Here is a 24,500-nt window from a genome sequence, read left to right as displayed (position 1 = left end):
GGACGACTACAAAGGACCGAACCGATCCGAACCCTGCGATGGGGATGATTTCGAAGGCGGTGGATGCGCATGCATGCGTGCAACACGATCGAACCGATCGCGGTCAGATTAATTCAGGGAAGGCCGAGTTCCGGCAATCTGCCCTGATGTGGGCGGCCATGCTGAAACCTTTGTGGTTTTCTCCGATGCGCGCATCGGTGGACGAGTATCGGCTCCTGACGTCGACGATCCGGTCGAGGGCAGAGAATGCTCAGGGTTTTTTCGGCGGGGCCTCGCGCAGGCCGGGGGAGATGACCTACCTGCCCCTGCGCATTCAGCTGCGGGGTTTGTCCATTGAGCTCTACATCGAGCTCCACCTGGAGAATGCGGGCATGCGCATCGCCGGATTCCGCAATACTTTCGAGAACGGACAGGCCCCGCCGGAATCATGCGTCCGCCACGTGCGGGACTCCAGCGCACCGCCGGGGATCCGCCGAACCGCAGTCCTGCCGTTCGGCGGCAGCCGCTCCGACCTGGAGACGGCCGCCGCCGTGCGGCGCTCGGGGATCTTCCTCGGGCGCCGGTCCCTGGGCAACGCGGTTGTCTGGCTGCACCAGAACCGCGATCCGAAGTGCACCGCGCACGGAATGCTCGTGCTCTCGGAGATGATCTGTGAGGCCGCCCGATACCCCGCCCTGGCCGATGCGATGTCGCGTATCTGGATGATCGGCGGACGGCTGTCGGCCGCGGCACCCGCCTGAAGTCTCTTACCCGGCACCAATCCGCCACCCCCGCTCGGCTGCCCTGGGCCTGGCGGCGACGGTTTCGTGGTCGTAGGCGAGGGGCGGACCGACCGCGGTGGTCGCGAAGGCGGCGTTGAGGAAGTCCCTGCGACGGCCAAATGAAAGGAGTTCCCAGGCCTTCATCGGGCGCCCGCATCCCCCGCGCCGCCGATTTCGGCGAGGGTGCGAGCGGCCCATGCGCGGGAGCCGGCGCCGAGGGCGGTGTCCGCTGCCAGGGCGGCAAGCAGGCCGACGGCGCGGTCGTTGTCGAGTGTGGCCAGGCCGCGAGCCGGGCAGCACTCGGGTAGCCGCGCAGTGGCGCCCCGGGTCCCTGCGGCAACGGTGGCGCGGCGTAGTACGCGACGACCTGGTCCGCATGACCGACCGCGATTCCCCCGAGGGAGGCCGTGACTGCGGTACGTGCGGTGACGTGGGGGGCTTGGAAGGCGCCGGGGCCGCTCAGCCCTGCGGCGGACCCGGCGGCCGAGGGCTGCCCTGCGTCACCGTTCCCATGTGCCGGGCCGCCGCGGAACCGTGGTCGGCCCGGATGCTCACGTTCCCGCCGACGGCCGCCGCGCCGCCGCTCGCCGACACCCTGGCGGAGACGGCCGGCCCGGCGATCAGGGTGCGCAGGGCCTCGGCGGCCACTTCACGGTCCGGGGCACTCAGGTTCTCCGGCGCCACCTCGAACCGCGCCTGCCACATGGCCTGCTGGGCGATCCTGAGGTGCTCCGCCTCGGTGTCTTCCGCGGCCCCGCGCCCCCATCCTCCGCACCGGCCTCGACGGCAGCGCCGCATCTCGGTCATCCACAGCGTCTTGGCCGAACGAGCCCACCGGCCGCCCGGCGCGTGTGGCGCCGGCGGGGCCGCGCGGACCGGCGGGCGAGCGCTTCGCCATGGCTGCTCGTCGAGGTCCGCGTCTACACGAGGTCCGGCTTCCAGATGATCCGGTCGGGGTAGACGTGCGCCGTGGGGGAGAGTTCGTACGAGCCTCCGTTCGACTCCTGCGCCACCACCCAGCCCACGGCCTGGTACGCGAAGGGCACCTTCTCCCGTGGGACGGCGCAGTGTTCGGGATCCGTGATGACGGTCTCCCCGGCCGGGATGTCCAGGGAATGGGAATCCGGCTGTTGCGGGCAGGGGTGGAACGCCGACAGTTGTGCGTACTCCAGGCGGAACTTGACCGTGGATGGTGCGCGGCCTTCGTTCGTGATCTTGAGGGCAAAGGAGATGCGTTCCGCTTCCACCCGCGCGCACACCCGCCAGGTGATCACTTCGGGGCCCTGGAAGGGGGAGCTGCACCGGCTGTCGTCCCCGAGAGTCCCCTTCTCCAGGTCCAGGGTCCTGGTCGCGTCCGCCTTTGCCGCCGGACCACCCGCAGCGGCCGAGTTCGCGGACGAGTGCCCAGGCCCGGAACCGGATCCCGCCCCGGAACGCCCTTCCTCGTCGGCCGGGAGCAGGAGAGCTGCCGTGGCGATCGCCGTTGCCGTGGCGGTGACGGCGAGCGCGCCGGCCAGAGCCTTCGCCCATGTCGGCTGATTGCGCCACGACGGCCGGCGCCGCTCAGGCTGCGGGCGCCGCGGCCCGTCAGGCGACGTGCCGCCCGTAGCGGCGATACGTACCGGAGAGGGGGAGGAGGAGAGAGGCTCCTCCGAGGTGATGACGGTCTCCGCATGTCCGAGCATGTGAGCCTGCGCTGCCACCCTCCACCCGTTCGGGTACCTGCGCTCCAACTCGGCCTGCACGAGGTCGATCCGCTCGCCGAGGCGCATCAGCCGCTGGGCGCGTGCGCCTTCCAGGCCCAGGGCCCGGACGATGTCGCGGGAGACGCCCCTGCCCGGCAGGCCCGCGCCGCCGCTGATGACGATCCTGCGGCCGCTCAGCCACTTGGAGACCCGGGACGGGGTCACCGTCCCCCGCATGGTCAGCTTGGTCATCCTGCGCGCGAGCTCCTGATGCTGAACGGCCGAGACGCGACAGGCCTCCCTCACCTCCCTCGCCCACTCGTCCAGCGCGTCCCCGAACGCGTCGATCAGTTCCTCGTTCGTACTTCCCACCCTGCAGATCCCTCTCTCCGCTTGCACGCCGACACCGTTTCGCACAGGTCGGAGAGGTGCAAGTTGCCCTGCAACATGCACCTGCCCCGACCCTGTGGCCTCCCGTACGCCGAGCCCGTCACTGTGATTCCGACGGCGCGGCCACCGCGCCTACTGACCCGCTCGACCGGTATCTCGTCCACCAACCGATACGTACGTACGACCACCACGAGAGGAACGACCCGCATGTGCCAGCGATGCAAGGGCGACGGCAAGTGCACCACCTGCGGCGGCTCCGGATTCCGGGGCTGGAGCGGGGCCAAGTGTGACAGCTGCAAGGGCAGCGGCGACTGCAAGGCGTGCGACGGTCGCGGCTGACCGCAGCGTTCCGCCTCACCCCCCGGACACGGTTCACAAGGAGGCTCATCGATGCCCGTGTGGTTGATCATCGCGGAGGAAACGGTCACGGAGAATGGGTCGGTAACGCACCGGCAGGTCACGGTCGTTCGCCCGGTCAGCGGAAGCAGGACCAGGGAGGAGGCGTTCGTCGATCTGTACAGGGCGGCCCGCAGCTACGTACCGGACTCCTTGAAGTCCACCGCCCGTGTGGTCGGGCGGGACGGCGACGGGTCCTTCTGGGTGCTGCCGAAGAACGCCAACGGCAGGGCCCACGCTTCCTGCAACATCCGGCTCATCGAGCAGATACGCCCCTGAGCAGTCAGTGCCGTCCCCTCGTGAGTCGGCATCGCCGAATGTCCGCCGACGGCCCGGACGGGGCAGCCCCACCGCCGAGTCCGGTCAGGGCATCTCGTCGGGGTCGCAGCTGGCCCGGCGCAGCCCGATCGTGCGCAGGGCCCGCATGAGGGCTTCGGAGTCTCCCTCACGCACGACGTGGACGGCGCCCTCGACCGCAAGGCCGGATACGGCACGGTGCACGCGGTCGGCGGCCGTCCGCAGCACCACCCCGCTCGGCGGGTCCAGGGAGCGCACCCCGTGGAACACGCTGAGGATGTCCGGGTCCGCGTCGAGGCCGTCGAGCCCGGCGGGCAGGGACAGGACGGTGATATCGGGCAGAAGGAGGCGGGCGTGCGCCAGAGCGACGACGGGGTCGTGGGCGTGCGACAAGACCCGGAAGTGCGGATTGCGCTGGACACCCGCGCGCAGAAGCTCCAGCTGCTCGCCGTCCGGCACGCCGACCACCAAAACCGTCATCACCTGCTCCATCCTGCGTTCCGGCACGCCGTGCCGCGACCCGGGACGCAGAGACCGATTCGGCCCTGTCCTGCCGTGCGGGGGGTGGGGTTGTACGGCTTTGACGACCCGGTTCCACCGGTTCGCCGTGACCGCTTCCGATCCGCCCGGGCCCGTGCCCGCGGGGGCTGCCGGCTGATCGCTCGCAGGCGGCCACACTGGAGCCATGACCGAGCACCGCTTCACCGTGGACCTGACCAGCGCCGGCACCGGCAGCACCGGCAGCACCGGCAACACCCCGAGCCGTACCCGCAAGCCCCAGTACCGCCACAGCCTCCGGTACGAGAACCCCGCAGGTGAAGCCTGGACCAGCCCGGAAGGGCACACACTGCGCACTCCCTCCGGTCTCACCGTCGTGACATGCTCCTGCGGCCTCGCCACCGAGGCGCTCCCGAGCGATGATGCGCGGCTCGTCTACGAGGAACACCGCAACACGATCCGCGACGAGACGATGCGCGGCAATCCCCTGTAGGACGACCCCGGGCCCGCCTCGCCTCGACCCCGCCATGAAGAGCAAGCCCTGGGTCCACGAAGACGAAATCGGCACCACCGAGCAGGCGCCCCCGGAGCGGCCGGCAGCACGCCGAGCGAAAACCGGTCGAGTACGGCCGGTCAGTGCCGTAGGGTGGGGTTCACCGACGCGGGGTGGAGCAGCTCGGTAGCTCGCTGGGCTCATAACCCAGAGGTCGCAGGTTCAAATCCTGTCCCCGCTACTGCTCAGAAGGGCCCGGATCCTCAAAGGATCCGGGCCCTTCTGCTGTACGGAGGAGCTTCGGCTTCGGCCCCGGATCCGGCCGCGGCGGAATCCGGCCACGGGAGGCGGCAGGCCGGGGTATCCGCCCGCGGTGACGTTCCTCACCCGCTGCCGGCCCCGTCCCGGTCGGGCGCCGCAGTCCGGTGCAGGCCTCGGTACGCCCCGGGAGGCGTGCCCTCCCACCGGGTGAAGGCACGGACCAGGGCCGTCGCGCCGCTCAGGCCGACGAGGGGGGCGATCCGGTCCAGCGGCAGGGGCGTGGTCTCCAGCAGCCGCCCGGCCCGGCCGTGGCGGGCGGTGTCGAGGAGCGCGCGCCATGACGTGCCCTCCGCGTGCAGGGCCCTGCGCAGGGTCCGGACGCTGAGGTCGAGCTCCTTGGCGGGGCCCTCGGGGCCCGCGCCCTCGAACGCGGCGTGCTCCAGCCACTGCCGCACGTGCTCGGCCACGGGCGCGGTCGCAGGCGCGGGCGCGGACAGCTGGTGCAAGAGCCGGTCGGCGCAGGCCCGGTGCAGGGCGTTGAGTGCCGGGTCGTAGAGGGAGCGGCGCCTGTCGAGGTCCTCGTTGGCGACCGTGATCGCGTTCTCCGGGGCGTCGAAGGTGACGGGGCAGCCGAGAACGCGGGCGTAGGGTTCTGCCGAGCCCGCACGGGGGCGGGCGAACGACACGGACAGGGGCGCCCAGTCGTCGCCGGCGATCCAGCGGGCCGCCCGCTACCGGCGCTACATCCCGTCCGTCTTCGACCACTTCGTATCCAACACGCCCGACTGCGAAGGCCCGTACACCCGGGAAGGTCTGCTCGGCTACGTCATGCCGGCAGCGGCGCCCTGGCGACCACCGGCCCCCCGCCCCGGGCCCGCTACACCGCGGCAGCGCCCACGGCAGACCTCCACGCGATCTCCCCCAGTGGCGGCACGACCACCGCACTCACCCACACGTCCACCGTCAGCGAAGTGCGTGAGCTGACGATCGTGGCGGGGCCGACCGGCACGGTGCACCGCCGGTCGCCCCGCCGTGCTCCTCGGCGACGCCGGCCAGGAATCCGCCGTCCGGCCCATCAAGGGCACCGGCCACGACACCGAAAAGGATCAGGCGGAGTCGTCCCACCCCCGCGTTCCGGTACGCCCCCGCGCCCCACGCCGCCCCTGTACCGGCTGTCCCGCACCCCGGCCGCCGAGGCCCGGAGGAGATCCCGCATGCGCGTCTTCCTGCCCTTGACCGCTGTTGCCACCGCCGCGCTCCTGTTCACCACGGTCACCAGTGCGACTCCCGCGGCAGCAGACCGGAGCCCCGATGGCGCACCACTGGTCAAGGTGTCCGGCCGCGACCCGTACGCGGACTGCACCATCGGCGCGATGTCCGCCGAAAGCGTCGTCTATCCGGGCACCGAGGTCGAGCCGTACCTGTCCGTCGATCCGCGCGACCCGAAGCGCGTGGTCACCGTGTTCCAGCAGGACCGCTGGAACGACGGCGGCGCCCGTGGTCTGGTGGCCAGCTGGACCACGGACGGCCGGACCTTCCGCCGGAGCAAGCTGCCGTTCAGTCTGTGCGCCCCGGGCGGGGCGGACTTCGAACGCGCCTCCGACCCCTGGGTGAGCACCGGACCGGACGGCACCGTCTACGCCGGCGGCGAGGGCGTCGACTTCACGAGGAGCACGCGCAGCGCCCTCCTGGCCGCCACGTCCCGCGACGGCGGCCGTACCTGGCAGAACCTCACCACCACACACGTCGACGAGCAGCCGTTCTTCAACGACAAGCCCTCACTCACCGCCGACCCGATCCGCAAGGGCACCGCCTACCAGGTCTGGAACCGCCTCGACAACGACCCACCCGGCCCCAGCTCCCTCGACGGTCCGGGCTACATCTCCCTCACCCGCGACGGCGGACGCACCTGGAGCGAGGCCCGGCCGTTCGTCGACACCAGCACCGTGCCCAACACGCAGACCATCGGCCATGTGATCGTCGTCGACCGGCGCACCGGCACCCTGTACGACTTCTTCGACCGGATCACCTACTCCGGCGACCTGAGCACCGTCGTCGAAGCCCACTACGCGGTGGTCACCTCGACCGACGCCGGGGAGACCTGGAGCGCCCCCGTCACCGTGGCCCGGGACACCTCCGTACCGGAGGTCGACCCGAACGACCCCACCAAGCTGCTGCGCGCCGCGGCCACCCTGCCCAGCCCGGCCGTCGACCCGAAGACGGGCACGCTGTACATGGCCTACGAGGGCTCGGACTTCTCCGGCGGCAAGTTCGACTCCGTCCAGCTGGTGCGCTCCACCGACGGCGGACGCACGTGGGGGACCCCGGAGCTGATCAGCCCGGAGGGGGTGCCTGCCTTCTCCCCGTCGATCGCGGTCGACGAGCGCGGCACCGTCGCGCTCACCTACTACGACCTGCGCTTCCTCAAGCCGGGCGACACCACCACCCTGCCCACCGCCTACCAGCTGGCCACGCTGCCCCACGGAGACCCGAGGCTCCGGACCGAACGACGGATCTCGCGGGTCTTCGACTGGCTGCAGGCGCCGTTCGCCGGGGGCTACTTCCTCGGCGACTACCAAGGCCTGGTGGCAGACGGCAAGGGAGTGCGGGCCGTGCTCACAGAGACCCACTCCGGCGCACCACAGAACCGTACGGACGTGTACAGCGGCAGTCTCCGCACCCGGTGAGCGACGGGCTCCATCGGCCGGCCCGACCGTCTGTGCCGGCAGCGGCCGGGCCGCGACCGGTTCAGAGCGCTGCGGAAGGCAGGGTCAGAAAGGTACGGACGGGCGGAGGCAGGAAACCGGGCGTCTGCATGAGCTCCCATTGACAGCCGGGCTGCAGCCGGTCGACCGCAGCGAGTTGTTCGCGCTGCAACAGCAGTCCAAGGGCCGCCAGAGCGGTACCGGATGCCTTCTCCTCGCGGGTGCGCAGCTCCTCCAGGAGAGAGATACCGGCCGGCAGCTGCCTGCTGATCCACCATTCCGTAGTGGCGTCGCCGGGCGTCCCAGCGGTGAGTTCCTCTTCTGCCCGGGCGCACAGGTCCAGCGCCCAGGTACGTACGTCCAGGGCAGCTCGCCAGGCGGCCCCGAGGTCCTCCGGTGAGGTTGTCGCCGCGAGCTCGTGAAGGCTGTGGCGGACATCGCCGGTCAGCGTGGACAGGCTGTCGTCGGGGCCGATGACGGGTGAGTCCGGGACGTCGCGCACGGTGGTTTCCACCAGGGACGCGATCGGGTTCACGCCCAGGCCGGGCGTCATGCCCCGCAGCAGGGCAGCGATCCGCGGCAGGGGCGCGCTGCCCGTGAGCAAGGCGTCGGCTGCGAACAGCGCGGCGCCCTGCGGCGTCAGGTGCTCGGGGCTGGGGTTCTCGTCCCACTGGGCGAGCTCCGCCGGAGGCCACGGAACGCCCGCGGACTCGAAGAATCCGACGATCTGCTCGTCCACCCGGCGAGCCCGGGCCGGCACCATGACCGCTGCCTGACCACCGCGCGCGATGTAGGTGTCCACGGCGTCCAGCTGCTCGTCAAGATCCTGGCCGGACTCGGCACCCCCGGGAAGGCGGACGGCATCGACGGTTGAACGGAACGCGGCGCGGACCGTCGCCTCAGGCACCGGGAGGCCTTCCCCGAACAGCAGCAGGGCCAGGTCCGTCGGCCGCTTCCCGCGACCGGACAGCCGGGCGAGAGCGAGTACCAGGGCGAAGCTGTCGGGGACCGGCTGAGAGGTGCTGCCCAAGCCGCGACCGAGGCCCCCGCCGTGCACGTTCGCAGGGAGCAGTCCGTGGCGCCGCCAGCCGGACAACTGCTTTCCCGTGACAGCGAGACCGTGTTCGCGGGCGTGCTCGATGAGCTGCTGGTCCGCCCGGCCGGGCTCCTTGGCGAGGTTCATCCCGTGACCGTACGGCGCGCACAATGACCGTTTGCCCCTTTTTAGAGACCCCCCACCTTCGACCGGTCGCTGTGCTAGAGGTCCGCTGCAATGGGCGCATCACCGAAGGAAGGGCTCTTCTCATGACCAGGAACGACGATCACCGAGAGCTGCGCACGCTCGTGCTCCTGCTGGCCTTGGCCGTGGGCCTGCTCGCCGCCGGCGCGGCAGTCTGTCTCGCGGTTACCCACCCGAGGCTGGCCGAACCCCTTGCCGTGGGCGCCGCGGTGCTGAGCTGTCTGGTCGGCCTCGCACGGACAGTGGCCAAAGCGACTCGGGAGCGTCGCTGACTTCCACCGGCCTGTGAGTCACTCCCCAGCGATGGGACGCACGTCGGGTCGATGACCGGATCGACCGCGGTACGGCGCTGCCTCCGTGACGCAGTCCGGGGCACCTGACGAAGTGCTCCCGGCATCCTGCGCCCGCCCGCTCAGGTCATTGCAGGGTGGCCGTGGGAGCTTGCCCCGTTCCGAACATCAGTCAAGGAGCCCTGAGCAGAACCGTGAGGACCCCACCGAGGAGCGCGACCGGACGCTTCGAACGGAGCGAGCTGGACCGCTGCGCCGTGGACGTCGCCCGCGCCCTGGCCGTTGACGTACTCGACGCCGTGGAAGGGGCCGGCCACGGCCACCCGGGCACGGCCATCAAGGCGCTGAAGACGGCCGGCAGCCTCACCCCCGCGCACCCCCTGCGCTTCCAGGAGCCGGCCGAGGGCCTCGCGCACGCCCGGCAGGTGGGCGAGCGGGCACGCCTGGACCGGGCGGAGTGGGACGAGCGTGAGCGGGACCGGCGCGCCGGTCCCCCCGAGCGCGCCGCCGAGTTGGACCGGATCTCGGCGCGCGAACTCGCCGCGCGTGTCCCCGGTTCCGACAGCGTGACCGACCGGGTCCTGCCGCCGGCCGCCACAGCCGATGGGTGACCCGGCTGCGAGCACCGCTGGTCAGCGACGACACCCTTGTCTCCCGTACGAGATCACCAGTACGGGGACCGCGGCCTGTTTCCTGCCGCCCTCGGCGGTCTGGGCGCCGCACCGAGGACCGGATCCGGAGGGGCCCTGCCGTGACAGCCCACCGCCACCGGTGGTGGGGACGGCAGCCTCACCGGCGGGTTCGACATCGACATGGGTGACGTATCGGACACGTTCATGGCTCTCGCGGCCATCGCGCCGCTGCATCACGCTCGACGACCCGTCCCGCGTCGCCAAGGCCTTTCCCGCCTCCCACGGTTTCCACGGTTTCCACGGCACATTCCGCCGACTCTTCCTCGAACACACGACAACCCAAGGGATGTGAACCACAGATGGCGAACATACTCATCGCGGGGGGAGGCATCGGCGGACTCGCCGCGGCGCTCGGCCTCGCGGGCCGCGGCCACCGGGTGACCGTTCTGGAGCGCAGGGAGACGTTCACCGAACTCGGCGCAGGCATCCAGCTCGGCCCCAACGCCTTCCACGCCCTCGACCTGCTCGGCGTGGGCGCACAGGTCCGCGACCGGGCGGTCTACATCGACGAACTGCGGCTCATGGACGGCACCACGGACGAGTGGATCGCCTCGATGCCGGTGGCCGGCGACTACCGCACGCGTTTCGGCAATCCGTACGCGGTCGTGCAGCGCTCCGACGTGTACGAGCCGCTGCTCGAAGGCTGCCGCAGCCACCCGCTGATCGAACTGCGCGGCGGTAGCCAGGTGGTGGCGTACGAGCAGCGCGGCCAGGGCTCGGGCGAGGTGACCGCCGTCCTGGGCAGCGGTGAGCGGCTCAGCGGCGCGGCACTGATCGGGGCCGACGGCATCCGTTCGGAGGTACGGCGTCAACTGGTCGGCGACGGGGACCCGAGGGTCTCCGGGCACACGATCTACCGCTCGGTGGTTTCGGTGGAGCAGGTGCCCGAGGAGCTGCGGTGGAACACCGTGACGCTGTGGGCGGGCCCCAAGTGGCACTTCGTCCACTATCCGATCGGCGGCGGCGCGTGGCTGAACCTGGCCGCGACCCGGGACGACGGCGCGCAGGTGGCCGTCGTCGGGCAGCCCACCGGGCGCGACCACGTGCTGAACGAGTTCCCGGAGCTGGGCGGGACGGCGCGGCGGCTGCTGGAGCTCGGTCGGGACTGGAAGGCGTGGGTGCTGTGCGACCGCGATCCGGTCGACGTGTGGACCGACGGGCGTGTGGCGCTGCTCGGCGACGCGGCGCACCCGATGCTGCAGTACGCGGCCCAGGGTGCCTGTCAGGCGCTGGAGGATGCGGTGGTCCTCGCCGAGTCGCTGGACTGCTGCGAGGACACGGTCGTGCAGCGGCTGGAGAAGTACAGCGCGGCGCGCCGGGAGCGTACGGCCCGTACCCAACTGGTCGCCCGTGAGATTGGCCGCCGGCTGTACCACCCGGTGGGCGACGCGGCGCGCGAGCGCAACGCGATGCTGACGGGCCTTTCGCCCGACGACATGTTCGACAAGGTCGCATGGCTCCACGGGGCGGACCTGGGCTGACCCCGACCCGCCATGGCCTGCCCGCGGGACTGGCAGCCCGCGGGACTGGCAGCCCGCGGGAATGGCAGAGGGGCGGCCCCCGGTCCTGGACCGGGTTCGCCCCGGCGGATCTACCGGAGACGCCCCGACGGGTTCATCGGCGTCGGCGCGGGCTCCGGCGCACCAGCGCCCACACCGCGCCCGCGAGGAGCGATCCGGCGACGGGTGCGAGCAGGTAGACCCACAGCAGGCCGGTCGTACCGGAGACGAGGGCCGGCCCGAGCTGGCGCGCCGGGTTACCGCCACCGCCGGAGAGCGGCCCGAGGAAGATGATGACGGCCGCGACACAGGCGCCGATGACGGGCGGTAGATGGCGCAGCAGCGGTGGACGGGTCCCGAAGCAGGCCACGATCAGCATGATCACGGCCATGGACCCCGCCTCGGCCAGGAACACGCGTCCGGCGCCCCAGCCGGGCCCGGGGGCCAGCGCGGCGTCGCCGACCGCGGCGGCCGCGTCGCCCCACACGAGCCGCGCCAGCGCGACCCCGCACACGGAGCCGGCCAGCTGTGCCACGACGAAGGGCAGCACCGCCTTTCCGGGGAAGACGCGCAGCAGCCACAGTCCGATGCTGACCGCGGGATTGAGATGGCCGGCGGTCTCGCGGCGCATGGAGGGCCCGAGTACGGCGGTGACGACTGCGCCGACCAGCAGCCCCATCACCACCAGTTGGCTGCGCGGGGTCGCCAGCAGCCCGGAGAAGGGAGAGCCGGGTCCCGCCATCCAGCGGGCGGCCGTGACCACGGTGAACAGCATGCCGGTGGTGAGCGCGAACTCGTAGCCGGCGGTCACCAGGAGGGGAGGCAGGCGCCTGTGCGCGCGTACGGGACGGCTTGCGGCCGGGGGATCGGTGTCGAGAGACGTCTGTGTCACCTCATGGAATGTGCGTCCGCGCAGGGGCCGCGGCAATCGACGGGGGAGCCCTGTGTCAGGTCGGGCGGGCGGCCCGGCTCCCCTCCCCGTGCGGCCTCGGGCAGCCATGTTCACCTGACAAAGTGAAGCGGCGCCGGTGGATTTGGGATTCCGGGCCGCTCGACACTCTGGGGAATCGGCCACAGACACCTGGTCACCTGGTCGCCTGCTCATCCCCCCTTGTCGAGAGGAACCGATCACCTATGTGCGGCCTTGCCGGATGGGTCAGCTTTCAGCGCGATCTGACGGCGCACTCGGAAATCGCGTCGGCCATGACGTGCACCCTGGAGTGCCGCGGCCCGGATGCGGGTGGGCTGTGGACCTCGCCCCGCGCGATCCTCGGGCACCGCCGTCTGGCGATCATCGACCTGGAGGGCGGCCGGCAGCCCATGGCCGCCGTCGAGAACGACGACACGCAGCCGGTCATCACCTATACCGGCGAGGTGTACAACTTCCGGGAGCTGCGCGAGGAACTGCGCGGACTCGGCCACGAGTTCCGTACGTCCAGCGACACCGAGGTCGTCCTGCGCTCCTACCTGGAGTGGGGCGCCGGCTTCGCGGAGCGCCTCAACGGCATCTACGCCTTCGCGATCTGGGACCCGCGTACCGAGGAACTGCTCCTCGTCCGCGACCGGATGGGCGTCAAGCCGCTCTACTACTACCCGACCGCCGACGGCGTGCTGTTCGGCTCCGAGCCGAAGGCGATCCTGGCCCACCAGGACGCCGAGGCCGTGGTCGACCCCGAGGGACTGAAGGAGATCTTCAGCATCGTCAAGACCCCCGGGCACGCGGTCTTCCGCGGCATGCACGAGGTCGTCCCCGCCACGACCGTGCGCTTCACCCGCGAGGGGCAGAGCACCACGAAGTACTGGGAGCTCAAGGCCACCCCGCACACCGACGACCTCGACACGACGATCGCCAACGTCCGCGATCTGCTCGAAGACATCGTGGAGCGCCAGCTCGTCGCGGACGTCACCGTCGGCACGCTGCTCTCCGGAGGCCTCGACTCCAGCGCGGTGACCGCGCTCGCCGCCAAGGCCCTCGCCAAACAGGGTGTCGAACAGCCCATCCGTGCCTTCTCCGTGGACTTCACCGGTCACGAGGACCGCTTCGAGGCCAACGTGCAGTGGGCCGACCCGGACACCCCGTTCGCGGTCGAGGTGGCCGAGCACGTCGGCGCCGAGCACATCATCGTCGAGCTCGAGAACGAGGACATCCTCGACCCCGAGGTGCGCAGTACCGTGCTGCGCGCCCAGGACCTGCCGGTCTCCACCGGCGACATGGAGTTCTCGCTGCTCATCCTGTGCCGTGCGCTGAAGGAGCGGATGACCGTCGCGCTCTCCGGCGAGGCGGCGGACGAGCTGTTCGGCGGCTACACGTGGTTCCACGACAAGGAAGCCGTCGAGTTGGACAGTTTCCCCTGGCACCACCCCTTCGAGAAGGGTGGCGGCATCGGCGCGCTGCGCACGGTCGGCCTGTGGGACAAGCTCGGGCTCACCGAGTACGTGAAGGAGCGCTACACCCAGGCCCTGGCGGCGGTGCCCCGGCTGGAGGGCGAGACCGGCCTCGAGGCGCGGATGCGTGAGCTGACGTACCTCAACCTCACCCGCTGGGAGAACTTCCTGCTGGACCGCAAGGACCGCATGAGCATGGCGGCGAGCCTGGAGGTGCGTGTTCCCTTCACCGACCACCGGCTGGTCGAGTACGTCTACAACACCCCGTGGGCGATGAGGAACTTCGACGGCCGCGAGAAGAGCCTGCTGCGCGCGTCGATGCGCGGCCTGCTGCCCGACTCGGTGCTCGACCGCAAGAAGAACCCGTACCCCTCCACGCAGGACCGCAAGTACGAGATCGCCCTGCGCGAGAAGGTCGAAGGCCTCCTCGTCGAGGGCGCCCCGGTGCTCCGGCTGGTCTCCGAGGCGGACATCCGCAAGCTGCTCGACGTGCCGGTCGGCTCGTACGGCTTCGGCGGCCCCTGGAGTGCCCGCGCCGTACTGGAGCGGCTCATCGAGTTCAACACCTGGGTCACCGAGTACGACGTCCGCGTCGAGCTCTGACCGATGTGTGCCCGGCCGCCGCGAGGCCGCCGGGCACATGAGCCCCACCCCAGGAGGATCTGACATGGTGACACGAACCGACAGCCCGACGGTGACCGTATGGTCGGACATCGGCTGCCCCTGGGCGAGTCTCGCCCTGCACACCTTGCGCGCCGCGGCCCGGCGCCGGTCTCTGCCGCTGCTCGTCGACCACCGGGCCTTCCCGCTGGAGCTGTTCAACCGCGAGCCCACCCCCAAGTTCATCGTGGACCCGGAGATCATGGCGATCGCCGCCCGTCTGCCCGAGCTCGGCTGGCGGCTGTGGGACGGCCCGGCGCACGCCTACCCGGTGACGACCCTGCCGGCCCTCGAAGCGATCCAGGCCGCGAAGGACCCCGCGATAGGCGGGCTGCGGGGCAGCGACGAGCTGGACGAGGCGCTGCGCCGGGCGTTCTACGCCGACAGCAGGTGCATCAGCGTCCACGCGGTGATCCTCGACATCGCCGAGCAGTGCGAGCACGTCGACGCCGAGGCGCTGGCGGGGGCGCTGGCCCGGGGCAGCGGACGTGCCGAGGTCTACGCGCAGTGGCGGACGGCGGAAGGGCCGGAGATCCAGGGCAGCCCGCACCTCTTCGCCGCGGGCGGCTACGCCGCGCACAACCCCGGCGCCACGTTCACGTGGACGGGCTCCCCCTACGAGGGCGGCCTGCCGCGACTGGACGACTACAGCACCGCCTGGGCTGACGACCTGCTCGACACGATTCACCGAGAGGGCTAGGTGTATTGCCTCGTTAGGTTGGGGACGCGGCTTGCGGGTGGTTTGCCTGCGAGTGCGGTGTGTCCGCGGTGGTGATTGTAGGAGTGGAGCCAGCCGGGGAACGCTTCGCGGCGTTCGATGTCTGACCGGTAGGGGCGGGCGTAGGCCCATTCGTCGAGCAGGGTGCGGTTGAAGCGTTCGACCTTGCCGTTGGTCTGGGGCCGGTAGGGCCGGGTTCGTTCGTGGGTGATCCCGGCCGCCGCCAGGCTGTCGCGCCAGTCGCGTGAGCGGTAGCAGGAGCCGTTGTCGGTCAGAACCCGTTCGACGGTGATCCCAGCGCCGGTGAAGAAGGCGTGGGCCGGTTGCCAGAAGGCGGTGGCGGTCTCCTTCTTCTCGTCCGCGTGGATCTCGCTGTGGGCGAGGCGGGAGTGGTCGTCGACGGCGGTGTGCAGGTAGCTGTAGCCGGCGTTCCTGCGGGTCTTGCGGCCCGCTTGCCGGCCCAGGACCTTGTGTCCGCCGCCGTCGGGGATGTTGCCGAGCTTCTTGATGTCGACGTGCACGAGCTCGCCGGGTTTCTCGCGTTCGTAGCGGCGTATGACGTGCCCGGTCGCGCGGTCGAGGTGGGTCAGGCGGGCCAGCCGGTAGCGGGTCAGGACGCGGTGGACGGTCGAGGGGACCAGGCCGAGCAGGTGGGCGATACGGGCCGGTCCCCAGCGGCGCAGGAGGCGGACCTTGATGATCCGGCGTTCGGTCCGGGTCGGTGTCCGGCGCGGCGTGTGATGGGGACGGCTGGAGCGGTCACCCATGCCCGCTTCGCCCAGGGCGCGGTACCGGTCGGCCCATCGCTGGGCGGTGGTCGGTGAGGGAGGAGGCGGCGTGGGCGGCGGAGCGGATGGACGCGGATGGAGATCAGCTGGCCCTGCTGCTGGCGTTGAAGTCGTACCAGCGGATGGGCCGGTTCCCGAGGCCGGAGGAGTATCCGGAGGCGGTGGTCGATTTCGTGCGCCGCGCGGTGGAGCTGCCGGAGGCTACGCCGGTCCGGGTGGGTGGCCGTACGGCGGTGCGGAAGCGGCGGGTGGTGCATTCGTCGACCCTTGACGGCCTCGGTCTCCTGTCCCAGACCCGGGTGCAAAGCAGGCGTCTCAGCTCTCGGCGGGGGCGGCGGGCTGGTCTGCTTGCCGGGAATCGGATCGCCATCAACGGGGTTGGTGGGGGATGAGCCGTTAATCGCCATCAACGGGGTTGGTGGGGGATGAGCCGTTATTGGAGGGCCATGCGAGCGATTCAGGTGTACGAAGTGGGCGGTCCCGAGGTGCTGCAGGAGGCCAAGGTGGACCAGCCGCGGCCGGGTCCGGGCGAGGCGGTCGTGGAGGTCGCCGCATCCGGGGTCAACTTCCTCGACGTCTACCACCGCGAAGGCCGGTACAGCCTCCCGCTGCCCTTCACCCCGGGCGCTGAGGGCGCCGGCACGGTCGTCGAAGTTGGACCCGGCGTCGCTGACGTCGCAGTCGGGGACCGGGTCGGTTGGGTGGAGATTCCCGGCACGTATGCCGAGCGGGCCGTCGTGGACTCCTCCCGGCTGGTGCCGCTGCCCGACGATATCGGCTTCGAGACAGCCGCCGCTGTGCTCCTCCAAGGCATGACCGCGCACTATCTCGTCAAGGACGCCTACCCGGTTCAGGGGGGCGACACGGTGCTCGTGCATGCGGCTGCTGGTGGCATGGGGCTGCTTTTGACCCAGCTCATCACCCATCTCGGCGGCAGGGTGATCGGCACGACGTCGACCACGGCGAAGGCCGAGCTGGCGAAGCGTGCCGGGGCCGCTGAGGTGATCCTTTCCTCCGCAGTCGACGATCTCGCAGCTGAGGTGAGGCGGCTCAACGGCGGTCAGGGACTGCCGGTTGTCTTCGACGGCGTCGGCGCGCACACGTTCGATGCGAGCCTCGCCAGCCTGCGAACCCGCGGCCATCTCGTGCTCTTCGGCGCGGCAAGTGGTGCCGTGCCGCCGTTTGATCCGATTCGACTCGCCCACGGCGGTTCGCTGACCCTGATCCGGCCCAGCCTCGGGGACTTCATCGCCGATCGGTCCGAACTGCTCCGACGGGCCGCCGATGTGTTCGAGTGGGTGCGCTCCAAGGCACTTGAGGTCACCGTAACGGGCCGCTACGCATTGTCCGAGGCCGCCCAGGCCCACAGCGATCTGGAGGCTCGGCGTACCACCGGCAAGCTGCTCGTCGTACCCGATGCGGCCGCTATTGGACGCCGCGAGGAGACGCAGAGCTGATCGCGGGTGACGAGGTCGGGGATCTTGGAGACTGAGATGTCGAGGGCATGGCCGACCGTCATCGCCAAGATCCCCGACACCGTCAGGCACTCAGCAGGCCAAGATCAAGTTCTGGCGGGTTTCTGGCGTATCTGGGTCACACCCCTTCAAGATCCCTCAGCCGAGACCTGGCTCACCCGTCCACAACCTCCCGGGACAGAACAGCTAGGGCCTGTCCGGCGGATCATGCCGGGCGGCCCCCCGGTGCTGAATCGCTGTAGCGGTCCGCCGGACAGGGAGCTGGGTGGAGCAGGTTGGGTCCGCCGTCAAATACCTCGACAGCGGGCGCGGTGATCGGGGACGCTTCGCGCGATGACCAGAATCGATGACACGCCGCCCGCGTGGGACGAGCTCACCCAGCTCACCACGTTTCTCGACTACACACGTGACACCGCCCGAGCCAAGTGCGATGGCGTCTCGGCAGAGAACGCTCGCAAGGCGCTCCTGCCGGGCTCACCGCTGATGACCATGAGCGGAGTGATCAACCACCTCCGCTGGGTCGAGTACTACTGGTTCCAGGTGGTCTTCCTCGGCGAGGAAGACCAGGGTCCCTGGACCGAGGAGGATCCCGACCGCGAGATGCGTATCGCCGTCGACTTCCCACTCACGCAGTTGCTCGACGAATACGCCGAACAGAGCGCCCGCTACCGCGAACTGGTCGGTGGCAACGGCTTGGACGATCAGGCCAAGCGAGCCATCCGCAACGACCTCCACGTCGACTTGCGCTGGATCCTCCTGCACCTCACCGAGGAGACGGCCCGCCACAACGGCCACCTGGACATCCTGCGCGAGATGCTCGACGGCACGACCGGCGACTAGATCCGGCGGCGTCCACCCTCACCGGCGAGGTGGATCTTGCAGGTCAGGCCGCCCCGGGAGCGTCCAAGTCCCTCGTCGGGGCGGTGCTGCCGGGGCGTGCGCCTTTCCCCTGCCGGCATCCGCGGCGCCTCCCTGTGAGCCCCGGCGGCGTGCTGATGGGCCCGGCAGGAGGTCGAATCGATGCTCACCATCGACCAGTCGATTCGGCCTTCCGCATCGGCATCAGCCAGGACGGCCGCGAAGATCCTGTCCCACTTGCCGTCGGCCGACCAGCGTCTGTGTCGCTCGTACACCGTCTTCCACGGACCGAAACGCGCAGGTAGATCCCGCCGTGGCACCCCAGTGCACTGCCGGAACAGCATCCCGTTGATGACGTCCGGTCCCCAGGGCCCCTGGTGTCAGGCTCCCGGTCGGACCGGGCCGATGACGGTGCCGGAGGCCACCTCGAAGGGGCCCTCGGCAACGGAGGTGCCCGGGATCTCGCCGTCCGGGGCGCGGAGGGTGAAGGACACCTCGTCCGCGGGGGTGCCGTGGCCCTGGTTGGGGACCTGGACGTCGAAGTGGACGGGCCGGCCCGGCCCGAAGGTCACGTCGGTGGTCTGGTCGCCGTACCGGCCGGCCGTGACACCCAGTGTCGTTCCGTGGTGCGCGAAGGCGACGTCGGTCGGGGAACCGGCCAGCCTGCACGCCGCGTACCCCTTCGGCGCGGTCAGTGTGACGCGGAAGTGGATGTGCCCGGAACCGGCTTGGTCCTGCGTGATCTTCGCGAGGTGGTTGGCCGGCCTACAGGCCGATGGGGCCCCGAGGCCGCCCGGTGTTGCCGCCCGCGCGGTGCCCGCGCTCGCGACGGCCGCCAGAGCGGCGGCGGCGACGATGGCGGACGTGCGGTTCGTTCGCATGCTGGGCTTGCCTTGCCTTGCCTTGCTCGACCGGTCCGCGAGCCACTCCCGCGGAACCACGGATCGCCAGGATTCCTGCCCGACACTCCTCGGCGCTAATGTCCCGAAACATCAAGGGAAAGTCCGCTTTGTTCCCGAATGGGTGCATGCCATGCCGGCCGTCAGGTGCGGGGGCGGTCTCAGCGGGCGAGTTCGGCCATCATCGGCAACGGGTCGGCCCGTCGACCTGCGAGGCCACGGCCCGTTCCTGATCTGTCAGCCCCTTGCGGCGCAGCTCCGCGGGCGGGGGCGCGGACGTTGGCTGGATGTCGGCGTCCGGCTTGGGCGTGTGGATCATCGACCGTTACCCTCCCACTAGTTGCTCAAGTCAACCAATAGGGATCGGTATGGACGACACCACCGCACACTTCCACAGCCACGTGGAAGAGATTCTTGACGCCCTGGAAAAGGAACCGGGCCGTGAGGCCCTGGTACACCGGGGCCGGCGCGTGAGCGCGGGTGAACTGCGCGGCCTCGTCCACGGCATGGCCCGGGCGCTGCGGTCCCAGGGGGTGAGGCGCGGCCAGACAGTCACCCTCCTCTCCGGCAACCTTCCCGAGACGATCGCCGCCCGCTACGCCGCCGGGCTGCTCGGCTGCGCCGTGAACCACCTCTACGCCGGCCTTTCGGCCGACGTGCACGCCGACATCCTCCGGGACGTCGAGACCCGGACGCTGATGGTCGACCCCGCCTACGAGGCGCGCGCTGCCGACCTGGCCCAGCGGGTGCCGCTGGAACGGGTACTGGTCCTCGGCGCAGGCACAGGCGCCGGCGTGGGCGTGGGCCTGGATCTGGTGAAGCTCGCCGCCGAGGAGTCCGCGCAAGTCTTGACCGGTTCGGCCCAGCCGCAGGACATCTGCACCATCCGTCACACCGGTGGGACCACCGGTCACCCCAAGGCCATCTGCACGACCTTCGAGCAGTGCGTGTCGATCGGACCGGACTGGTCCGAGGAGGGGCAGGTCAGGGCCCTGGTGTGCACCACCCTCGCGCATGCCGCGGGCCTCATGGCGGACACCACGCTGCGCCGCGGAGGCACCGTCGTCCTGCTGGACGAGTTCGAGGCCGGTGCAGTGCTCGCCGCCATCGAGCGCGAGCGCATCTCCCACATGTTCCTGCTGCCGCCGCTCCTCTACCAGTTGATGGACCACCCCGATGTCGACTGCACCGACACCTCCAGCCTGCGCATGCTCACGTACGGGGGCTGCGCCTCCTCCCCGACCCGACTCGCGGCGGCGGTCCGCCGCTTCGGCCCCGTACTGAACCAGTTCTACGGCCAGAACGAAGCGGGCGGGATCAGCATGCTCTCCCCCCAGGACCACGATCCGCGCCGCCCGGAGCTGCTGCGAACCGCCGGCAAGGTCATGGAAGGCGTCGAGGTCGCCACCCGCGATCCCGACGGACGGCACCTGCCCGCGGGCGAGTACGGCGAGATCTGCGTACGTTCCCCGCAGGTGATGAAGGGCTACTGGAAGCAGCCCGAGCTCACCGCGGAGGTACTGCGGGACGGCTGGCTCCACACCGGTGACATCGGGTTCGTCGACTCGGACGGCTACATCACGATCGTGGACCGGCTGAAGGACATGATCGTGGTGGTGGGAGGCCACGTGTACACGGCGGAACTGGAAGACGTGCTGAACTCCCATCCCCAGGTCCTGCAGAGCGCAGTGCTCGGAGTGCCCGACGCCAACCTCATGGAGCAGGTCCACGCGGTCGTCGTCCGCAGGCCGGGCGGCGACGTCGGCGAGGAAGAGCTGCGGGCCATGGTGCGGGAGAGGAAGGGCGCCATGTACGAGCCCGCCGGCATCGAGTTCGTCGACGCGCTGCCCCTGACCGACGCGGGCAAGCCCGACAAGAAGCTGCTGCGCGGCCGGGCCGTCGCGGCGACCGGATCTCACCGACCGTAGACGACCGCGCCAGGATCCGGCGGCGTCGAATGAAATCCAGGTCTCAGCCGAATTCGAAGGTGGCGACGACGGCAGCGTGGTCGGACTCGGGGAATTTGTCGTCGGTGGCGAAGGCGAGGGAGTCGTCGTGGAGGAGCTCGTTGTGGATCTCCGAGCCGCGGTAGTGGGCGAGGAGGTTGCGGGTGACGAGCATGTGGTCGAGCATCTGGCCGCGACCGTGGTGGAAGAGGGTGTAGCGGGCATCGCCCGGGATGGTGCGTTCGATGGGGACCAGGACCTTCGGGGCGAGTTCGCCGTTGTTGGTGTCCTCGACGTTGCCGCAGATCGCCAGGACCGGGACCTCCTCCGGCTCGGCGTTGAAGTCGCCGGCGACGATGATCCGCGCGTCGGGGTCGTCCTTGAGGATCTGGTCGACCAGGCGCCGCACTTCCAGAGCCTGGCTCATGCGCTTCATGGACGACAGGAAGCTGCCTTCGGCCCAGGCGTCGGCGCTGCGCCAGTTGCCCTTCCTGGGTTCGATCACCTGACCGGGGATCTCACTCGGGATCTTGGACTTCAGGTGCACGGTGATGACGTGCAGCAGGCGGCCGGGTGCTGCGTGATCGGTGTCGATCTGAGCGTGCAGGACGGGACGTTCGATCCCGATCGCGATCGGCTGCGCGTCGGGGGGCAGCGCAGTGAGCCGCTGGTAGCGGGGCTCGGCGACGAGGTTGTTCTTCAGCTGCTCGTGCTTGATGACCGGCAGGTGGGTGGCGATGACCAGGTTACGGACGTCGAAGACCGCGTCGTCTTCGGGTTTCGTGCTCACCAGCTCGGCCCCGTCGAGGTTGGTCCCCGTGAGCAGCTCCTTGAGGGCGAGCAGCGCACGCGGCTGGCCGGGGCGCTCTTGCCCATGGACTTCCTGGAAACAGGCGATGTCAGCACGCAGCCGCCTGATCTGCGGCTTCATCAGCCGGATGCGTTCGTCCAGTGTCGGGCGGTCGGTCGGTGCGGTCTCGTCGAAATTCTCAAGGTTGAATGTGGAAATCCGGATCTGCGTCATGGGTGGCCCCCAAGGCTTGACTTGGCGGGATTGCAAACGCATCGGAAGCGATGCACGTGCATGCCCCTCAACAGGCGTCCTACGCGGCAGCGGTCAGGCAGAACTGCACGAGGCCGGCGTCGACATCGAGGACGATCTTCTTCATCTCCGCCCACGGTGGGTGGAAGGCCGTTCCCCACTCGATCGTGAAGGCGAGGATCTTCTCCTCCTCCTGGCCCGAGAGGATGTGGCGGGCGTAGGTGTAGTCGTCGCTGGTTCCGCACGTCGGGTACAGGTCGAAGGCGGGCTCAGGGGTGTACTCCGTGCCGCGTACGCCCTTCAGGGCCTCGCAGAACCGCTCGGCGAGCACGGCGGAGTCGTCGGCGTCGCCCTCGTCGACGAACTCGGCGTAGAGCAGTCCGTCCTTCAGGCCGCGCTTGCCGTCGAAGAGGGGGTTGCGGAAATTCTTGGCCGGGTCGACGGACTGGTTCTGGTCGTCGCCCCACACGTAGAGCATCTTCTGGGTGTAGCTGTGGACGTCGACGAACCAGCGGGTGCGGATGAACCGGTCCAGCAGCCGGCGCACGTTGCGGGTCTCCACCTCCGAGAAGGGCTCAGGGCCCTGGTAGACCTGGTCGGGGTCGGCCGGGTCGTCCGAGACCCGCACGGGCGCGAGCGGGTGGAAGGCGGTCCGGTAGTCGAAGAGGTGGTCGTAGTTGCGGTTGACGTCGACGCCGACCGCCGCCGGATTGCCGCCGGACCGGGCCGGATTGCGGTTGCGCCGCCACATGGGATCGACGGTCTGGCTGTAGTGCCGGCCGTCCGGGTTGACGAGCGGGAAGACGACGACGTCGAGCTCCTCCATGAGCGTGCGCACCTGGGCGGAGGTGAAGCTCGTACCGCCGTACGCAAGGCCCGTACCGCCGGCGTGCGCGTGCAACAGGTCGGCAGCGAGGTTGACCAGGATCTCGCTGCTGCCCCACTCGCGGGCGTGTGCGCCGCCGATCAGGACGACGGCGGGCTTCGGCTCCAGGCGGTGGGTGCCGATGCGCAGGGCGTGGCAGGTCCGGCCCTCGAAGGTCGGCTCGGGAAGCTCGATGAGGTCGGCCGTCGGGAATGCCGTGGCCAGGCTGGTCACGCCGGACTCGACTTCGGTGATGTTCAGGTACGGCATGGCGTCCCTCCTAGATGTCCCGCACCTTGAGGGCGAGACCCTGCGGAACCGCGTCCTCAGGGGCGAACCGGTCTCCTTCGCCCACCTCGGCCTGGCGGGCGCGTCCGGTGGCGGTGGCGTCCTCGACCGTCTCGACCGATACGCCCTCGCGAGCCAGGTCTTCGGCCTGCTCGGGGGAGACGTATGCGTCGAAGGTGAGGCTGCCGTCCTGGTTCTCGCGGACCCGGCCGCCGACGTCGGGACGTGAGTCGCGCAGCAGGGCGCGCAGGGTGTCGGCGTCCTTGGCCGTGACGCGGACACGCAGGATGGTGTACTCGCTGGACATGACGGGCCCCTCTCGGGCGCCGTCGGGCCTCGGATCGACCGGGCCGGCCCGGCCGGGGGACGGCGCGCTCACGACGAGTGGACGAGTGGGCGGGGTGCATACAAGTCTGCTATGTACGCTTACACCCGATGTGTACCTCGTATCCTCAGCGTGCGCTCCCGCCATAGAACGAGTCAAGAGGTGGATCGGGCATCCCGCTCAGGAGGCTGTCCAGACCCGCGATCAGCTCCTGCTCGTCGTCGTACTCGGCGAACCGCGGGACCAGCGCGCGCAGGCGGGGGTACTCGGCAGCGGGCAGCCGGTGCAGGCCCAGGCCCAACAAGAGGTCCGGCTCGTCCGGATCGTCGACCACCTGGCGCTTGTCCACGAGCAGGCAGCCGAGGTTCCATGCCACGAAGGCTCGGTAGATCGTGAGCGCGGTGGCGTCGTCGAAGCCCGCCCGCCCGAGCACGGCGAGGATGTGCTCGGTCAGCTGGAGGGCCGGCGTCGGTCGCCGGGCCACCGGCACGGCGAGCGGGCGGGTGGCCACGACGGGCAGGATCTCGCGGTGGGCGTGGACGACAGCGGCGAAGGCGCGGGCGATCCGGCGCAGCTCGGCGCGCCAGGGGGGAACGCCGGCGGGGTCGGACGAAGGGTCCGCGCAGGTGGCGGCCGTGGTCCGCAGCCGGTCGTTGACCTCGGCGAAGAAGGCCTCGACCAGGCCGTCCAGCAGGGCTTCCTTGCTGGGCGTGTACCGGTAGATGGCCATGGGCTCGACGCCCAGGTCAGCGGCGAGTCGCCGCATGGTCAGCGCCGCGAGTCCCTCCCGGTCCACGAGCGCGACGGCCGCGGCGAGCACCCGCGGGCGGCTCAGCCGCCCGCGCCGCTCGGGGGTGTCCGGCTCGTCCATGTCCCGGCCTACGGATGCGGTCCCCACAGACGTAGGGATACTTAGTAAATTTCGTCCATTATTGCACTAATGGCGGATTCCGAGAGCGCTTCGGTGCGCTTCGGTGCGCATCGGCGGCGGTTTCGGGGTCAATGGTCCAGACCTATTGACGAGCCTTGCCGGTCCTCCTACGA

Annotated in this window: 24 protein-coding genes, 1 tRNA gene and 3 pseudogenes; 13 read left to right on the top strand and 15 right to left on the bottom strand. The window is 70.3% G+C overall.

What is annotated here, in order from left to right; translation table 11 throughout:
- The first annotated feature begins 44 nt into the window (after positions 1-44).
- Positions 45-740, top strand: a complete 696-nt coding sequence (locus ACIQU4_RS19210) for a ribosome-inactivating family protein (RefSeq protein ID WP_403731774.1) — start codon at positions 45-47, stop codon at positions 738-740.
- 480 nt (positions 741-1,220) lie between these two features.
- Here the strand turns inward: ACIQU4_RS19210 and ACIQU4_RS19205 are convergent, their stop codons facing one another.
- Both ACIQU4_RS19205 and ACIQU4_RS19200 read right to left on the bottom strand, forming a co-directional pair.
- Positions 1,221-1,568 (bottom strand): hypothetical protein, encoded by a 348-nt coding sequence (locus ACIQU4_RS19205; RefSeq protein WP_403731771.1) that lies wholly within the window; start codon positions 1,566-1,568, stop codon positions 1,221-1,223.
- A 113-nt stretch (positions 1,569-1,681) separates the two neighbouring features.
- The gene (locus ACIQU4_RS19200) at positions 1,682-2,818 is read right to left on the bottom strand and encodes a hypothetical protein (protein ID WP_403731768.1); all 1,137 of its coding nucleotides are present in this window, start codon (positions 2,816-2,818) and stop codon (positions 1,682-1,684) included.
- Positions 2,819-3,226: 408 nt separating this feature from the next.
- Here ACIQU4_RS19200 and ACIQU4_RS19195 point away from each other — a divergent pair, with 408 nt between their 5' ends.
- Positions 3,227-3,511, top strand: coding sequence for a hypothetical protein (locus ACIQU4_RS19195; protein WP_403731765.1), 285 nt, complete (start codon positions 3,227-3,229; stop codon positions 3,509-3,511).
- Positions 3,512-3,595: 84 nt separating this feature from the next.
- Here the strand turns inward: ACIQU4_RS19195 and ACIQU4_RS19190 are convergent, their stop codons facing one another.
- Positions 3,596-4,009 (bottom strand): hypothetical protein, encoded by a 414-nt coding sequence (locus ACIQU4_RS19190; RefSeq protein ID WP_403731762.1) that lies wholly within the window; start codon positions 4,007-4,009, stop codon positions 3,596-3,598.
- A 205-nt stretch (positions 4,010-4,214) separates the two neighbouring features.
- Here ACIQU4_RS19190 and ACIQU4_RS19185 point away from each other — a divergent pair, with 205 nt between their 5' ends.
- On the top strand, positions 4,215-4,520 hold the full coding sequence (locus tag ACIQU4_RS19185) for a hypothetical protein (protein ID WP_403731759.1): 306 nt from the start codon (positions 4,215-4,217) through the stop codon (positions 4,518-4,520).
- Positions 4,521-4,687: 167 nt separating this feature from the next.
- Positions 4,688-4,761 (top strand) — tRNA-Met (locus tag ACIQU4_RS19180).
- A 142-nt stretch (positions 4,762-4,903) separates the two neighbouring features.
- On the opposite strand, the gene ACIQU4_RS19175 is transcribed toward ACIQU4_RS19180, so the two are convergent.
- Together ACIQU4_RS19175 and ACIQU4_RS19170 are read right to left on the bottom strand one after the other, a co-directional pair.
- A complete protein-coding gene (locus ACIQU4_RS19175; protein WP_403732116.1) occupies positions 4,904-5,377 on the bottom strand; it encodes a helix-turn-helix domain-containing protein in 474 nt (157 codons plus the stop codon).
- Positions 5,360-5,500: pseudogene (locus tag ACIQU4_RS19170) on the bottom strand (AraC family transcriptional regulator ligand-binding domain-containing protein); the annotation flags it as partial. The gene ACIQU4_RS19175 and the pseudogene ACIQU4_RS19170, both read right to left, overlap by 18 nt.
- 495 nt (positions 5,501-5,995) lie before the next feature.
- Between ACIQU4_RS19170 and ACIQU4_RS19165 the strand changes: the two are divergent.
- On the top strand, positions 5,996-7,468 hold the full coding sequence (locus tag ACIQU4_RS19165) for a sialidase family protein (RefSeq protein WP_403731756.1): 1,473 nt from the start codon (positions 5,996-5,998) through the stop codon (positions 7,466-7,468).
- 61 nt (positions 7,469-7,529) lie between these two features.
- On the opposite strand, the gene ACIQU4_RS19160 is transcribed toward ACIQU4_RS19165, so the two are convergent.
- On the bottom strand, positions 7,530-8,669 hold the full coding sequence (locus ACIQU4_RS19160) for a hypothetical protein (RefSeq protein WP_403731754.1): 1,140 nt from the start codon (positions 8,667-8,669) through the stop codon (positions 7,530-7,532).
- Between the two features lie 122 nt (positions 8,670-8,791).
- Between ACIQU4_RS19160 and ACIQU4_RS19155 the strand changes: the two genes are divergently transcribed.
- The 3 genes from ACIQU4_RS19155 to ACIQU4_RS19145 all read left to right on the top strand — a co-directional run bounded on the left by ACIQU4_RS19155 (position 8,792) and on the right by ACIQU4_RS19145 (position 11,189).
- Positions 8,792-8,998, top strand: a complete 207-nt coding sequence (locus ACIQU4_RS19155) for a hypothetical protein (RefSeq protein WP_403731751.1) — start codon at positions 8,792-8,794, stop codon at positions 8,996-8,998.
- Positions 8,999-9,210: 212 nt separating this feature from the next.
- Positions 9,211-9,627, top strand: coding sequence for a hypothetical protein (locus ACIQU4_RS19150; protein WP_403731749.1), 417 nt, complete (start codon positions 9,211-9,213; stop codon positions 9,625-9,627).
- 380 nt (positions 9,628-10,007) lie between these two features.
- Complete coding sequence (locus ACIQU4_RS19145) at positions 10,008-11,189, top strand: 3-hydroxybenzoate 6-monooxygenase (RefSeq protein WP_403731746.1); 1,182 nt, start codon at positions 10,008-10,010, stop codon at positions 11,187-11,189.
- A gap of 133 nt (positions 11,190-11,322) precedes the next feature.
- Here ACIQU4_RS19145 and ACIQU4_RS19140 read toward each other — a convergent pair whose 3' ends face one another.
- Positions 11,323-12,099 carry an MIP/aquaporin family protein gene (locus tag ACIQU4_RS19140; RefSeq protein WP_403731743.1) on the bottom strand — a complete coding sequence of 259 codons (777 nt, stop codon included), beginning with the start codon at positions 12,097-12,099 and terminating at the stop codon, positions 11,323-11,325.
- A 242-nt stretch (positions 12,100-12,341) separates the two neighbouring features.
- Between ACIQU4_RS19140 and asnB the strand changes: the two genes are divergently transcribed.
- Together asnB and ACIQU4_RS19130 are read left to right on the top strand one after the other, a co-directional pair.
- On the top strand, positions 12,342-14,195 hold the full coding sequence (gene asnB, locus ACIQU4_RS19135; RefSeq protein ID WP_403731741.1) for an asparagine synthase (glutamine-hydrolyzing): 1,854 nt from the start codon (positions 12,342-12,344) through the stop codon (positions 14,193-14,195).
- 64 nt (positions 14,196-14,259) lie between these two features.
- On the top strand, positions 14,260-14,952 hold the full coding sequence (locus ACIQU4_RS19130) for a DsbA family protein (RefSeq protein WP_403731738.1): 693 nt from the start codon (positions 14,260-14,262) through the stop codon (positions 14,950-14,952).
- Here ACIQU4_RS19130 and ACIQU4_RS19125 read toward each other — a convergent pair.
- Positions 14,949-15,794: pseudogene (locus ACIQU4_RS19125) on the bottom strand (IS481 family transposase); the annotation flags it as partial. The gene ACIQU4_RS19130 and the pseudogene ACIQU4_RS19125 overlap by 4 nt on opposite strands.
- Before the next feature lie 410 nt (positions 15,795-16,204).
- Between ACIQU4_RS19125 and ACIQU4_RS19120 the strand changes: the two are divergent.
- Together ACIQU4_RS19120 and ACIQU4_RS19115 are read left to right on the top strand one after the other, a co-directional pair.
- The gene (locus ACIQU4_RS19120) at positions 16,205-17,215 is read left to right on the top strand and encodes a quinone oxidoreductase family protein (protein ID WP_390800904.1); all 1,011 of its coding nucleotides are present in this window, start codon (positions 16,205-16,207) and stop codon (positions 17,213-17,215) included.
- A gap of 351 nt (positions 17,216-17,566) precedes the next feature.
- Complete coding sequence (locus tag ACIQU4_RS19115) at positions 17,567-18,073, top strand: DinB family protein (protein ID WP_403731735.1); 507 nt, start codon at positions 17,567-17,569, stop codon at positions 18,071-18,073.
- A gap of 5 nt (positions 18,074-18,078) precedes the next feature.
- Here the strand turns inward: ACIQU4_RS19115 and ACIQU4_RS19110 are convergent.
- The 3 genes and pseudogenes from ACIQU4_RS19110 to ACIQU4_RS19100 form a co-directional block, all read right to left on the bottom strand.
- Positions 18,079-18,447, bottom strand: a pseudogene (locus ACIQU4_RS19110) (IS5 family transposase); the annotation flags it as partial.
- Between the two features lie 24 nt (positions 18,448-18,471).
- A complete protein-coding gene (locus tag ACIQU4_RS19105) occupies positions 18,472-18,972 on the bottom strand; it encodes a DUF4232 domain-containing protein (protein ID WP_403731732.1) in 501 nt (166 codons plus the stop codon).
- A 199-nt stretch (positions 18,973-19,171) separates the two neighbouring features.
- Positions 19,172-19,309: a hypothetical protein gene (locus tag ACIQU4_RS19100; RefSeq protein ID WP_403731730.1), complete on the bottom strand. Its 138-nt coding sequence runs from the start codon at positions 19,307-19,309 to the stop codon at positions 19,172-19,174.
- A 49-nt stretch (positions 19,310-19,358) separates the two neighbouring features.
- On the opposite strand from ACIQU4_RS19100, the gene ACIQU4_RS19095 reads away from it, so the two are divergent.
- Complete coding sequence (locus ACIQU4_RS19095; protein WP_403731728.1) at positions 19,359-20,918, top strand: AMP-binding protein; 1,560 nt, start codon at positions 19,359-19,361, stop codon at positions 20,916-20,918.
- 43 nt (positions 20,919-20,961) lie between these two features.
- Here ACIQU4_RS19095 and ACIQU4_RS19090 read toward each other — a convergent pair whose 3' ends face one another.
- The 4 genes from ACIQU4_RS19090 to ACIQU4_RS19075 all read right to left on the bottom strand — a co-directional run bounded on the left by ACIQU4_RS19090 (position 20,962) and on the right by ACIQU4_RS19075 (position 24,354).
- The gene (locus ACIQU4_RS19090) at positions 20,962-21,960 is read right to left on the bottom strand and encodes an endonuclease/exonuclease/phosphatase family protein (protein ID WP_403731725.1); all 999 of its coding nucleotides are present in this window, start codon (positions 21,958-21,960) and stop codon (positions 20,962-20,964) included.
- 79 nt (positions 21,961-22,039) lie between these two features.
- Entirely contained in the window at positions 22,040-23,113 is a 1,074-nt protein-coding gene (locus ACIQU4_RS19085; protein WP_403731722.1) for a M14 family metallopeptidase, read from the bottom strand.
- 10 nt (positions 23,114-23,123) lie between these two features.
- Complete coding sequence (locus tag ACIQU4_RS19080) at positions 23,124-23,438, bottom strand: hypothetical protein (RefSeq protein WP_403731719.1); 315 nt, start codon at positions 23,436-23,438, stop codon at positions 23,124-23,126.
- Positions 23,439-23,583: 145 nt separating this feature from the next.
- The gene (locus ACIQU4_RS19075; RefSeq protein WP_403731717.1) at positions 23,584-24,354 is read right to left on the bottom strand and encodes a TetR/AcrR family transcriptional regulator; all 771 of its coding nucleotides are present in this window, start codon (positions 24,352-24,354) and stop codon (positions 23,584-23,586) included.
- Positions 24,355-24,500 lie beyond the last annotated feature (146 nt).

It is taken from the genome of Streptomyces sp. NPDC090741 (genome assembly GCF_044769045.1).
Classification (GTDB): Bacteria; Actinomycetota; Actinomycetes; order Streptomycetales; family Streptomycetaceae; genus Streptomyces.
This window is presented reverse-complemented; position numbering and strand designations above follow the sequence as displayed.

What these genes read in the sequence shown, in the direction of transcription:
- ACIQU4_RS19210 (WP_403731774.1), top strand. Translation starts at nt 45, where the DNA reads ATGATTTCGAAGGCGGTGGATGCGCATGCATGCGTGCAACACGATCGA.
- ACIQU4_RS19205 (WP_403731771.1), bottom strand. Translation starts at nt 1,568, where the DNA reads ATGACCGAGATGCGGCGCTGCCGTCGAGGCCGGTGCGGAGGATGGGGG.
- ACIQU4_RS19195 (WP_403731765.1), top strand. Translation starts at nt 3,227, where the DNA reads ATGCCCGTGTGGTTGATCATCGCGGAGGAAACGGTCACGGAGAATGGG.
- ACIQU4_RS19190 (WP_403731762.1), bottom strand. Translation starts at nt 4,009, where the DNA reads ATGACGGTTTTGGTGGTCGGCGTGCCGGACGGCGAGCAGCTGGAGCTT.
- ACIQU4_RS19185 (WP_403731759.1), top strand. Translation starts at nt 4,215, where the DNA reads ATGACCGAGCACCGCTTCACCGTGGACCTGACCAGCGCCGGCACCGGC.
- ACIQU4_RS19165 (WP_403731756.1), top strand. Translation starts at nt 5,996, where the DNA reads ATGCGCGTCTTCCTGCCCTTGACCGCTGTTGCCACCGCCGCGCTCCTG.
- ACIQU4_RS19160 (WP_403731754.1), bottom strand. Translation starts at nt 8,669, where the DNA reads ATGAACCTCGCCAAGGAGCCCGGCCGGGCGGACCAGCAGCTCATCGAG.
- ACIQU4_RS19155 (WP_403731751.1), top strand. Translation starts at nt 8,792, where the DNA reads ATGACCAGGAACGACGATCACCGAGAGCTGCGCACGCTCGTGCTCCTG.
- ACIQU4_RS19145 (WP_403731746.1), top strand. Translation starts at nt 10,008, where the DNA reads ATGGCGAACATACTCATCGCGGGGGGAGGCATCGGCGGACTCGCCGCG.
- asnB (WP_403731741.1), top strand. Translation starts at nt 12,342, where the DNA reads ATGTGCGGCCTTGCCGGATGGGTCAGCTTTCAGCGCGATCTGACGGCG.
- ACIQU4_RS19130 (WP_403731738.1), top strand. Translation starts at nt 14,260, where the DNA reads ATGGTGACACGAACCGACAGCCCGACGGTGACCGTATGGTCGGACATC.
- ACIQU4_RS19120 (WP_390800904.1), top strand. Translation starts at nt 16,205, where the DNA reads ATGCGAGCGATTCAGGTGTACGAAGTGGGCGGTCCCGAGGTGCTGCAG.
- ACIQU4_RS19115 (WP_403731735.1), top strand. Translation starts at nt 17,567, where the DNA reads ATGACCAGAATCGATGACACGCCGCCCGCGTGGGACGAGCTCACCCAG.
- ACIQU4_RS19105 (WP_403731732.1), bottom strand. Translation starts at nt 18,972, where the DNA reads ATGCGAACGAACCGCACGTCCGCCATCGTCGCCGCCGCCGCTCTGGCG.
- ACIQU4_RS19100 (WP_403731730.1), bottom strand. Translation starts at nt 19,309, where the DNA reads ATGATCCACACGCCCAAGCCGGACGCCGACATCCAGCCAACGTCCGCG.
- ACIQU4_RS19095 (WP_403731728.1), top strand. Translation starts at nt 19,359, where the DNA reads ATGGACGACACCACCGCACACTTCCACAGCCACGTGGAAGAGATTCTT.
- ACIQU4_RS19090 (WP_403731725.1), bottom strand. Translation starts at nt 21,960, where the DNA reads ATGACGCAGATCCGGATTTCCACATTCAACCTTGAGAATTTCGACGAG.
- ACIQU4_RS19085 (WP_403731722.1), bottom strand. Translation starts at nt 23,113, where the DNA reads ATGCCGTACCTGAACATCACCGAAGTCGAGTCCGGCGTGACCAGCCTG.
- ACIQU4_RS19080 (WP_403731719.1), bottom strand. Translation starts at nt 23,438, where the DNA reads ATGTCCAGCGAGTACACCATCCTGCGTGTCCGCGTCACGGCCAAGGAC.